This window comes from Azospirillum sp. Sh1, assembly GCF_008365135.1.
Classification (GTDB): domain Bacteria; phylum Pseudomonadota; class Alphaproteobacteria; order Azospirillales; family Azospirillaceae; genus Azospirillum; species Azospirillum oryzae.
The window spans coordinates 169,777-180,604 of the sequence record NZ_VTTK01000006.1; the positions used below are offsets into that span (position 1 = coordinate 169,777).

At 62.9% G+C, this 10,828-nt stretch carries 9 protein-coding genes and 1 pseudogene; 6 read left to right on the forward strand and 4 right to left on the reverse strand.

Annotated features, from left to right (window positions below):
• Positions 1-35 precede the first annotated feature (35 nt).
• Together FZ029_RS08985 and FZ029_RS33570 are read right to left on the reverse strand one after the other, a co-directional pair.
• Entirely contained in the window at positions 36-1,316 is a 1,281-nt protein-coding gene (locus tag FZ029_RS08985; protein ID WP_247892219.1) for a DEAD/DEAH box helicase, read from the reverse strand.
• A 404-nt stretch (positions 1,317-1,720) separates the two neighbouring features.
• Positions 1,721-1,885, reverse strand: coding sequence for a DUF6481 family protein (locus FZ029_RS33570; RefSeq protein WP_247892220.1), 165 nt, complete (start codon positions 1,883-1,885; stop codon positions 1,721-1,723).
• Between FZ029_RS33570 and FZ029_RS08990 the strand changes: the two are divergent.
• From FZ029_RS08990 to FZ029_RS09005, 4 genes and pseudogenes are all read left to right on the forward strand, one after another.
• Positions 1,865-1,975 (forward strand): annotated as a pseudogene (locus tag FZ029_RS08990) (IS5/IS1182 family transposase); the annotation flags it as partial. The gene FZ029_RS33570 and the pseudogene FZ029_RS08990 overlap by 21 nt on opposite strands.
• 583 nt (positions 1,976-2,558) lie before the next feature.
• Positions 2,559-2,750: a Thivi_2564 family membrane protein gene (locus FZ029_RS34055; protein ID WP_149268947.1), complete on the forward strand. Its 192-nt coding sequence runs from the start codon at positions 2,559-2,561 to the stop codon at positions 2,748-2,750.
• Between the two features lie 39 nt (positions 2,751-2,789).
• Positions 2,790-2,975: a CsbD family protein gene (locus FZ029_RS09000; RefSeq protein WP_149268948.1), complete on the forward strand. Its 186-nt coding sequence runs from the start codon at positions 2,790-2,792 to the stop codon at positions 2,973-2,975.
• 577 nt (positions 2,976-3,552) lie between these two features.
• Positions 3,553-4,239, forward strand: coding sequence for a VIT family protein (locus tag FZ029_RS09005; protein WP_247892221.1), 687 nt, complete (start codon positions 3,553-3,555; stop codon positions 4,237-4,239).
• Between the two features lie 226 nt (positions 4,240-4,465).
• Here the strand turns inward: FZ029_RS09005 and FZ029_RS09010 are convergent, their stop codons facing one another.
• Complete coding sequence (locus tag FZ029_RS09010) at positions 4,466-5,509, reverse strand: fatty acid desaturase (RefSeq protein ID WP_247892222.1); 1,044 nt, start codon at positions 5,507-5,509, stop codon at positions 4,466-4,468.
• Positions 5,510-5,575: 66 nt separating this feature from the next.
• Entirely contained in the window at positions 5,576-6,070 is a 495-nt protein-coding gene (locus FZ029_RS09015; RefSeq protein ID WP_149268950.1) for a DUF2147 domain-containing protein, read from the reverse strand.
• Positions 6,071-6,310: 240 nt separating this feature from the next.
• Between FZ029_RS09015 and mgtA the strand changes: the two genes are divergently transcribed.
• Both mgtA and FZ029_RS09025 read left to right on the forward strand, forming a co-directional pair.
• Complete coding sequence (mgtA, locus tag FZ029_RS09020) at positions 6,311-8,890, forward strand: magnesium-translocating P-type ATPase (RefSeq protein WP_149268951.1); 2,580 nt, start codon at positions 6,311-6,313, stop codon at positions 8,888-8,890.
• Positions 8,891-10,038: 1,148 nt separating this feature from the next.
• Positions 10,039-10,683: a hypothetical protein gene (locus tag FZ029_RS09025; protein WP_149268952.1), complete on the forward strand. Its 645-nt coding sequence runs from the start codon at positions 10,039-10,041 to the stop codon at positions 10,681-10,683.
• The last annotated feature ends 145 nt before the right edge of the window (positions 10,684-10,828 follow it).

Here is a 10,828-nt window from a genome sequence, read left to right on the forward strand (position 1 = left end):
CCGCGCCTGATTTGGTCATCCTGCCTGAACGGCGCTTACCAGCGTCCGGCGCGGGCCTGTGACGGCCTGCCCTGGCCGCCGTCGCGCTGCCACGGCCTCGCTCCTCCGCGGCCACCGGCCGGGCGCCCCGCCGGCCGTCCTCCACCGCCGGAGAAGGCGCGTTGCGGCTCGATGCCCGAAATCGTGTGGATCGCCAGCGTCGCGCCGGTGAAGCGTTCGATCCGGGACAGCGTTTCGCGATCGGATCGCGAAGCGAAGGACACCGCGATACCCGATGCACCCGCCCGGCCGGTGCGGCCGATGCGGTGGACATAGTCTTCGGCCGAGCGCGGCAGGTCGAAGTTGATGACGTGGGTGATGTCGCGCACGTCGATGCCGCGTGCCGCCACGTCGGTCGCCACCAGCAGACGGACCTGGCCGGTGCGCAAGCGCTGAAGCGTGCGGTTGCGCTTGGACTGGTCCATGTCGCCATGCAGGGCGGCGGCGGCATGGCCGGCGGCGCTCAGCTCCTCGGCCAGTGCGTCGGCATCGCGCTTGGTCGCGGCGAAGATGATCGCCTTGCCGACCTCTTCCTGGCCGGCGAAGTGCATCAGCAGGCGGCGCTTGTGGTCCATGTCGTCGGCATGGTGCAGGCGCTGTTCCACGTTGATCGCGGTGGCCTGGCTTTCGACGGCGACGCGTTCCGGGTTGCGCAGCAGCTTGCCGGCAAGCTGGCTCATGCGGCGGTCAAGCGTGGCCGTGAACAGCAACGTCTGGCGGTCGGCCTTGCAGGCATCGGCGATCCGCTCGACGTCGTCGAGGAAGCCCATGTCCAGCATGCGGTCCGCTTCGTCGAGGATCAGCACCTCGACGGCGCTGAGATCGATCCGCTGACGGTCGATGTGGTCGATCAGACGCCCGGGGGTCGCCACCACGACATGCACCGGGCGCGACAGCATGCGAAGCTGCTCGCCATACGGCATGCCGCCGACCACATCGATGATGTTCATGCGCAGCGGCTTGGCGTATTTGCGCGCCGCCTGGGTGACCTGGCTCGCCAGCTCACGCGTCGGGGCAAGGACGAGGATGCGCGGCGCGGCAATACCCGGAACGGGCAATTCGGCCACGCGGGTCAGGGCCGGCAGCATGAAGGCCGCGGTCTTGCCGGTACCGGTTTCGGCGGTGGCCAGGATGTCACGGCCGGCCAGCGCCGGCGGGATGGCCGCCGCCTGGACCGGCGTCGGCGTGGTATAGCCATGCTCACCGAGAGCCTGGGCGATTTTGAAATGAATGCCGAGTTCAGCGAAAGTCTGTTCGGAAACAATCTGTTCGGACAAGGAGTGGAACCTTCTACAAGCATGACGGCGCAAAGCGGACCACGCCCCCGATTGGGGAACGGTCAAGCGCCGACGATCTCGCCAGGAGGGGGGTCGAACGAGGGAGTTGCGACTTGCTGAAGAGCGCAGCAGAGTGCCACGCCATGAAACCTACCGCGTCTCTCTCAAGAGACGTTCAAGCCTCCAGCGATCAATAGGCGCATAATAGGGTATCGCGTCGCAATATCAAGATTATTCGGCGTTCAGGAAGAAAACCGGATGCTTGCCAGCCATGCGCAAGATTTATTGCATGGCCTGTCGAGACTTGAAGCGGAACGGCAGAGGTTTCCCAATCTTCCGCTTCTCATCTTCGGCCGCCCAACTCAGGGCTGTCCAGCGTCCAGGCTTGGCAGCCTCCCAGGGCCTTATCGACTCCTGGCCTTGCGGGCTGCATAGCGGGCGTCGCGGGCGGTTTTCGCCTCCGTCGCCATGGCCACCTGGCGCGCGGCCTGCCGGGCGGTTTCCTGCGCCTCCAATGCCTCTTGCGCAGCGGCCTCACCGCGGCCACCGGCTTGCGCAAAACGCGTCATCGCTGCACGGCCCGCGTCGGTTGGATGTTCACCCTGACCGCCACCGCCTACACCCTGATCCGTCTGCCCAAGCTGCAGGCGGCTGCATAATCATGCCCGGAGTCCGCTTGAACGGCGGCTCCGGAAGCCTCCGGGCGTGGAAAAGCGCTCCATTCCGACCAAAACGGGCACAGCCGGTCCCATTTTCAGGCCATAACGGAGGAAAGGCCGCCGCACGGGTCTGTGCTTCCGCGTCCTGCCAGCTCGTCCTATGGGGCTACCCCTTATAGTCGCTCTGGGAAGGAGCCGGTCGCTCGTAATCATTCGTCTTCATCCCAGGGTGGCCGCATGCCTCGAAAGAGTTATTGTCTGAATTATAAGTATCTCGTAATATAAACCACTATCAAATCCTTCGCGAAAGCGGAGCGGACTGCGCAACGGTGCCTGGAACAGCGCCTGGATTCGGATTGATAGTTTGAGCGCCGGGAGTGAATGTTTCCGGACGAGGTTGCCTGCTCTCGAAGCCCCCGAGGATTGGCGGGTGGATACCGTCTGCCACGTCATGGCGGCCGTCGTGCGGTTCATCTAACCGAGCAGCGTGGCAATCAAAGCCTTCGCCTAAGCCTTGAGCATTCATTTGGGTCACGAAAATCCACAATCGTGCCACCAACCAAAGAATGTAAGGAGATTTGACATGCCTCTTATCAACCTTGTCATCATCCTGATTGTGGTTGGCGTGCTGTTATGGGCTGTCAACAACTACATTCCGATGGATTCAAAGATTAAAACGATCCTCAACGTCGTTGTTGTGATCGCAGTCGTCTTTTGGCTTCTTAACGTTTTTGGAGTTCTAAATTCGATTAGTAGTGTTCATGTTGGCCGATAGCGCCGATGGTTACAACATACAACAAAAGGACGTCAGACCATGGACAAGGACCGCATCAAGGGATCGATCAAGCAGGTTACGGGCAACATCAAAGAAATGGCCGGCAAGATCCTTGGCGACAACAAGGTTGAAGCCGAGGGAAAGGCAGAGCAGGTGGAGGGTAAGGTTCAAAATGCTGTTGGCGGCTTGAAGGATACAGCGCGCGAGGCGCTCAAGAAAAACTGACGATCCGGCGCGTTCCTATTACGATCTACGGTTCGTCTCACAAAGTGCGGGTCCAATCTCACGGAGTCCGAGCAAGAATGCCGGTTCTGGTCCTCCGGGAACTGGGACGCAGCCTTGCGCATCCCTGCCCGAACTATGGCGGCGGAGATACAAACCACGGCCGTCGACCACAAGAGGCTGCTGCGACTGGGCATCGCCACGGTGACCGTGACGGCCGCCCGCGCCGCCTCCACCGATACGGCGTCCCCGGCCGCCGATCGGCTTACAGGCCGTGACGGACGCTTTGGTGATCGCCCGCATACGGGGTTTGTCCAGGGATCGCGCCGATCACGCTGATGCGCAAGCTCTCAATGCGATGGGCCTGCACACGTAGACCGGAAAGGAGAGGAACAAGGCCCGTTCGATCAATGCGCAAACACTATAGGCTTCCAACCGGCTGCCCGATCCGGACCGGCTTGATGGAGCCTCGGGCGGATGCACGGGTTTCCACCAAGGCTGCGGCGCAACGGCCGGGCATCTTGCGGGCGATCAAGGAACGGATGAACTTCGAAAGGTTCATGGCGTGGCGCGCTTAAAATTGCACAACGAACGTCACACGATCTCCCGGGTCGGCTGGCTTCGCGCCGCAGTGCTGGGGGCCAATGACGGCATCGTCTCGACTGCCAGCCTCATCGTCGGCGTGAGCGCGGTCGCAGGGTCACGTAGCGAGGTTCTGGTGGCCGGCGTGGCCGGTCTGGTCGCGGGCGCCATGTCGATGGCGGCTGGCGAATATGTGTCCGTCAGCTCGCAGGCGGATTCGGAAGCGTCAAATATAGCCCGCGAAAGCGGCGAGCTGTCCAACCTGCCCGAGCAGGAGCTTGCCGAGCTGACAAGCATCTATGTAGGGCGGGGCCTGTCAGAGCCGCTCGCCCGTAAGGTGGCCGAACAACTCACGGCGCACAATGCCCTGAGCGCTCATGCCCGCGACGAACTCGGGATCTCGGAACACACAGTCGCGCGGCCGATCCAGGCGGCGTTCACCTCGGCGGCGACGTTCGCAGCGGGCGCAGCATTGCCAGTGCTCGGCGTTGTCATGACTCCCCTTCATTTGACAGCGATCGTGGTCTCGGCCTTCTCGCTCGTGCTGCTGGCGGGTCTCGGTGCGCTCGGCGCGAAAGTCGGCGGAGCCGGTGTTTGGCGCGCCACTCTTCGCGTGACCTTCTGGGGCGCGTTTGCCATGGCTCTCACCGCAGGTATCGGATGGCTGTTCGGAGCCACGATCTGAAGAGATCACCGGAGTAGGGTTGGTGGTAAGCGGAGCGTGATCGCAGTAGTGACCCCAATGAGACTTGTTAATCCGTATGGCTGTGGTTGGCCGCCGATCCACATTTTTCTTCTTCGCAAACCCACGGCATCTATGACGTTATCCCGAATAGGCTTTGGTCCCTGTCCCAACAGGTCGAGGCCGCGGCGCACCTCGGATCGGGGATGGCGCCGGGAGGCCGGCCGTCTCAGGGAAACGGAACGAGCTTTCCGTGCGCTTCGTCCCACAGCCAGAGCCGACCTCCCGCCAACGCCGCACCCAGGGTGAGAGCGGGCACTTCCTGGAGCACCGGAAAGTGCCGGTGGCATTCCTCGAGACGATAGTTGGGAATGCGGGGGTTCAAATGATGGATGTGATGGAAGCCGATGTTGCCGGTAAACCATTTGAGAATACTGGGGAGGCGCAGGTAGGAGCTTCCCTGCAAGGCCGCCAGTTCCGGATCCCACTCCTCCTGGCGGACCCACAGCGTGTGCTCGAACCGGTGCTGGACCGAGAACAGCCAGACCCCGGCGATGCCAGCGAGGATGGTGATGGGCAACTGCACCAGCAGCACGGTGCCGACGCCGAGCCAGGCCGCGAGTGCCAGCAGGACGACGGCGATCATCAGGTTGGTCGTATGGACGGACAGCCGCTCCCACCGCCAGTCGGGCGGCGTGTCGAAAGGGAAGCGGTACAGCATGAGGAAGACCAGAGGCGGCAGCAGGATCAGTGCCATCACCGGATGGCGGAGGAGACGATGGAAAAGACGCTCGCGACGGTCGAGCGCATTGTATTCACTCAGCGTCAGGCAGGATGAATAGATGTCGTATCCACTGTTTCGCCGGTCGAGATTGTTCCAGTTGGCGTGATGACCGGCATGCTGGCGCCGCCAGTTGGCATAGGGGGTCAAGGTCATGACGCCACACAGCGTGCCGACGGCGTCGTTGACCCGGCGCGACCGGAAGAAGGCGCCATGCCCGCAATCGTGTTGGATGATGAAAATGCGCACCAGAAAGCCGGCGGCCGGAATGGCCAGCAGCAGCGTGACGGCGTAGCTGATGTCGAGGCTGAGGACCATGAGTGCCCAGCACCCGATGAAGGGCAGGACCGAGGTCGCCAGTTGGGCGAGGCTGCGGGTGAGGCTTGGTGTCTGGTAGGGACGAAGCCGATTGCGCAAAAGCGCCTGTCCACCGTTACCGATGGAGACATCGTCGCGCGGAAGCATTTTTATGCCGGCGGCACCCTGAGTCATGGGCCCTCTCCTCGAAGACGCTATTGGAGGCCGGGGCATACTTTCACGGGGGTGGCGTAACGAACCTCAATCGTGACTGCGACATTTATACTCGATGTCGTTTGCCGAAGAGCTGTCCACCCGTGTCCAGATCTCGCTCCGCCCAAAGATCGGTAGCCCTATATAGGCACGAACTCTCAATGATTCATCCGACAGGACGGTGATGCCACCGCTATAGGTCCGGCCATCCTGAGGATTGTAAACGGACCCATCCCAATGATCCGGACCGGCTGGGGTGAGGCCGGTTATGACGACGAGGCCGCAGATCCGCTGTGCCTGCCTCGCCGGGTCCGGGTTCTTCTGATCCAGGCGAGGCGAACCGCTCCGATCCATGGCGTTCTCCAACCAGATGATCCGACCGCAGAATCGATCGCCACAGCGGGTGATCCTGAGGACCGCATCCTTGTCTGCGGTCAGCCAGACACCTTGCAGGTCGGCTGCCGAAGCCGCCCCCGTCAGTCCGGCGAGCGCCAGGCATCCGGCCGATACCACGACGCTCCGGAACATCGCCAGCTTGTCCAATGCCGCCTCCTCCTGATTTCACGGCACGCGTTGATATCGTGGACACCCGACCGGATCGCCATGGTCGACGTCCACCATCCTTATCAGCGGCACGCTTTCGTAACGGTCCATGTTCTGCCCGAAGGCAGCGTTGCAGAATTGCCGGCGGCCGTTCCGGCGTCACGCCGGGCTATCCCGTTCGCATCGTTCCCTCGTCACAGGCGATCCTCTAGGCTGGAGGCTGCCGCACAGCCCGGAGGCATGCCGTTGGTCGAGGACAGCGCCACCGACGAAGCCTGGAGCCGGCCGATCTCGGCCGTCCTGGAGACGCTGGGTGCGACCCCCGCCGGGCTGAGCCGAACCGAGGTGGAGACGCGCCGACGCCAATACGGCCTCAACCAGCCGCTGGCGCGCCGCCGCCGGCCATTGTGGCTGCAATTCCTGACACGCTTCCTCAACCCGCTGGTGCTGATCCTGCTGTTTGCCAGCGGCCTGTCGGCAGCCACCGGCAACGTCACCAGTTTCGTCATCGTCCTCGTGATGGTCGTACTCAGCGTATCCTTGGACTTTGTCCAGGAAATGCGGGCTGAGAATGCCGTGGATGCGTTGCGCCGCACCGTCTCGGTGCGCGTCCAGGTCCGCCGGGACGGCGTGGAGGTGTCGGAGCCGGTGGATCAACTGGTCCCTGGCGATGTGGTCCGTCTGGCCGCCGGCGATCTGGTTCCGGCCGACTGCCGCCTCATCGAAGCGCGCGACCTGTTCGTCAACCAAGCCATGCTGACCGGGGAGCCCTACCCGGTGGAAAAGCACGCCGATGCCGTCGCAATCCCGGCCGGAGATGCCGGACAGGCGCCCGGCACCATCTTCATGGGGACCTCGGTCATCAGCGGCAGCGCCATCGCCGTGGTCTGCCGGACCGGCAACATGACGGCGTTCGGCCAGTTGAGCGGCACCCTGCAGGCGCCTCCACCACCCACCGCTTTCGAGTTGGGCATCCGCCAGTTCGGTTTCCTCATTCTGCGTCTGACGATCTTCCTGGTGCTGTTCGTGCTGGCGGTGAATGTCCTGTTCCACCGGCCCTGGCTGGAATCCCTGATGTTCGCCCTGGCCTTGGCGGTCGGGCTGACGCCGGAACTGCTGCCGATGATCGTCACCGTCACCCTGGCGCGCGGGGCGATGCGGCTGGCGAAGCGCCGGGTCATCGTCAAGCGGCTGGCCGCCATGCACAATGTCGGCGCAATGGACGTCCTGTGCACCGACAAGACCGGGACGCTGACCGAGGCGACGATCCGGATGGTCCGGCACCTGGACTTCCGCAGCGAGGAGAGCGAGCGGGTCTTCCGCCTCGCCTATCTGAACAGCCATTTCGAGAGCGGCATCAAAAGCCCGCTGGACGAGGCCATCATCGCCTTCCGCAGCCTGGACGTGTCCGGCTGGCGGAAGATCGACGAGGTGCCGTTCGACTTCGAGCGGCGGCGCGTTTCGGTTCTCGTCACCGATGGCACCGAGCGGCTGCTGGTGGTCAAGGGGGCGCCGGAGGACGTGCTGCGGCAGTCCACCCATTATGAAGGAGAAGGAGGCGTCGAGAAGCCGCTCGACCCGGCGGCGCGGGCCGAGTTGGATGCCCTGTTCCAGAAGCTGGGAGAGGACGGGTTCCGGGTGCTGGCGATCGCCTCCAAGGCGATGGGACCGGAGCATGCCTCCGCCGCGCTGGGAGACGAAAGCGAGTTGGCCTTTGCCGGCTACGCGGTTTTCCTCGACCCGCCCAAGGCAAGCGCGATGGCGGCGATCCGCGATCTGACCGGGGCCGGGGTGGCTGTCCGCATCCTGACCGGCGACAACGAGCGGGTGACGCGGCACGTCTGCGCAGAACTCGGCCTGCCCGTCACCGGCCTGATCACGGGCGACGATCTGCGGGCAATGAGCGAGGAGGCTTTGCGCGCCCGCCTCCCCAAGGTCAACGTGTTCTGCCGGGTGACGCCGGCGCAGAAGGAACGCGTGCTGCTGGCCTTCAAGCGGTCCGGCCGGGTGGTCGGTTTCCTCGGTGACGGGATCAACGACGCCTCGGCCCTCCACGCCGCCGACGTCGGCATCTCGGTGGACAGCGCCGCCGACGTTGCCAAGGAAGCCGCCGGTTTGATCCTGCTCGACCACGATCTGTCTGTGGTGCACGAGGCGGTGATGGAGGGGCGCCGGACGGTGCAGAACGTCACCAAGTACATTCTGATGGGAAGCAGTTCGAATTTCGGCAACATGTTCAGCATGGCGGGAGCCTCGCTGTTCCTGCCCTTCCTGCCGATGCTGCCGACCCAGGTGCTGCTCAACAACCTGCTCTACGATGCATCGGAAGCCGGCGTTCCGCTCGACAACGTGGAGGCGGAGGCGTTGGCCCTGCCGGTGCAGTGGGATCTGCGGCTGATCCAGCGCTTCATGCTGGTACTGGGCCCGGTCAGCTCGCTGTTCGATTTCCTGACCTTCTACGCCTTGCTTCACCTCTTCAACGCCGATGAGGCGCTCTTTCAGACCGGATGGTTCGTGGAGAGCCTGGCCACCCAAGTGCTGGTCATCTTCGTGATCCGTACCCGCCGCAGCCCTTGGCTCAGCCGACCCAATGCGACCCTGGCCGGGTTGTCGCTGGGAGCCGCCGCCGTCGGCGCGTTGCTGCCGCTGACACCGCTGGCATCCTTCTTCGGCTTCGTGGTGCCGCCAGCATCCTTCTATCTGTTCCTGGCGGCGGCCGTCGTCACCTATCTGGTCCTCGTCGAGATAATCAAGCGGGTGTTCTTCCGCTATGTCGCTCCACGGCGCGGCGTGCGAGGCCAAGTTACATTGCGACGCTGATCTTGCGACCCATTCCTTCCGGGAGGTTTACCGGGTTATCGCCACGGAATGACGATGCCGGTCGGATCAGAACCTGTTCGCAGCGGGTGCGTCCCATCCGGCTTTAACCGGGATGCTACTTTAGGCTGAGCAAGCGTGTTGCGGCAGGAGCGTGATCTGGTAGGTCTGCCGCGCTCGATGTCACCGCTTGGAACCGCACTCCATGGGCACTGCCATTCGTCCCGCAAGCACCACCCCAGCCTCCCGGGACGCGTTCTCGGATGTCGATGCCTTTGTCGAGGAGGTGCTGTTCGAGTTGACGGCGATGGCGAGTGACGGCACTCGTCCAGCCCGCACCGGGCCCAAAGCGCCTCTCACCGGAGCGCCGCTGCGCAAGGCGACTATGGCGATCTGGTGTGTATGCTTCTGCGGCATGCAATAGCGCGCGATCGGGCAGCTCACCGGCATCCCGTTCGGCATGTTGTACATTCTGTTTGTCCGCTGGACCCGGCTCGGGCTGTGGCGCCGGCTCGACACCCAAGCCGGTAGCGCGTGACGTCTACGAACAGCTTCTGAGGACGATGTTGCCGTGGCACAGCCCGCTGTCGATGGATTCCGGCGGAATTGATGCCGATGGTCGCCAAAGACGCCGTTGACCCATCGCGGGTCTTGATGGTCGTCAGGCGTCCGGCGATGGCGAAACTTGTAGCGGAGCCATCGGCCTTCGGGCCAATTCGGGCATTCGTTCCGCCTGCCTACCAACAAGTTGATCGTGCCGGGGAACGGCATCGACCGCGAAACGCTGCGCGGGTTGCATATCATCTGTCGGACACCCCCAAACGCCGTTCTGTCAATGCCTGGAAGATGCGCTGGAAGTGATAAATATAGACAAGAAGTGACAGTAAAGTAAAATGAATACACTTGAGTGCTTTTTACCTCATATGTCGTATTAACAAGATAAGACATCCGCCTTTGGTGATTGACATAGGTCGTTTATCATTTTATTTCACGAAGCGTGGGCCTGGCGGAAGATGTCGTGGATAATAAAGCTTCGTCTATCTGACTCAGGCGATACTTTGAACCGACGTATCCGGTCAGATAATGGGGTCACGTACCTCTGTTCCCACACAATGCAAATGTATTCAACAATTTGGTGAGGAGCATTTAGTATGAGCAGCTTAGCAACGCTTTCCGTTCTGAAGCACGGCCCGAAGACCACGGGTATCAAGGCCTTCGTCGATTCGGCGAAGAACGCCGGCGCCGAGCCGTTCTACACCTATGTCTCGCTGAACGGCGATCGCTCGGTGAAGTTCGTGTATTCCCCGGTCGAGGGGCACGCCAAGCTTCTGAACCAGACCGCCACCCTGGAAGCCAAGCACGGCACCGAAACCGCCGTCGGTCTGGCTTCCGCCGCCGCCAAGGAGGTCGAGGCGCTGGCCATCCAGCACCTGCACGTCGTCGCCCGCAGCCATAAGAACGAAAAGCCCTCCACCTATGTGCAGGTGTGGGGCGTCAAGGTCTCGGACAGCGGCCAGTTCCTGGAAGCTCTGGGCGAGATCGCCAAGGCGACCGGCGACAAGGTCCGCTACGCGGTCCTGCGTCCGAGCGACTCGGGCGGCCATGGCAAGTGGCTGATCCTGATCGGCTTTGAAAACCTGTCGGATCTGGACGCCGACGGCAACCTGAACCAGGCCCATCTGGTGAACGCGGTCGGCCAGGAAGAAGCCGTCCGTATCGGGAAGCTGCTGGCCGGTTCGGTCGAAGGCTACCTGAAGCACACGCTGCAGTTGCTGCCCCACGTCAGCCACTTCTAATCGGCTGTCGTCCGGTCCAGCCGTCGACACGGCGGGTTCCGATGGCCGGGGGTCCGGAGAGGCGCGCTCTCCCCGGATCACCGGTTCATCGACGGCGCCTTTCTCGACCCTCCGATCGTCCCCATGCAGTAGCGGAGTACGTGGT

Excerpts from the sequence above, each read along its gene's own strand:
- FZ029_RS09000 (WP_149268948.1), top strand. The coding sequence starts at position 2,790 with ATGGACAAGGACCGCATCAAGGGATCGATCAAGCAGGTTACGGGCAAC.
- FZ029_RS09025 (WP_149268952.1), top strand. The coding sequence starts at position 10,039 with ATGAGCAGCTTAGCAACGCTTTCCGTTCTGAAGCACGGCCCGAAGACC.
- FZ029_RS34055 (WP_149268947.1), top strand. The coding sequence starts at position 2,559 with ATGCCTCTTATCAACCTTGTCATCATCCTGATTGTGGTTGGCGTGCTG.
- mgtA (WP_149268951.1), top strand. The coding sequence starts at position 6,311 with ATGCCGTTGGTCGAGGACAGCGCCACCGACGAAGCCTGGAGCCGGCCG.
- FZ029_RS33570 (WP_247892220.1), bottom strand. The coding sequence starts at position 1,885 with ATGACGCGTTTTGCGCAAGCCGGTGGCCGCGGTGAGGCCGCTGCGCAA.
- FZ029_RS09010 (WP_247892222.1), bottom strand. The coding sequence starts at position 5,509 with ATGACTCAGGGTGCCGCCGGCATAAAAATGCTTCCGCGCGACGATGTC.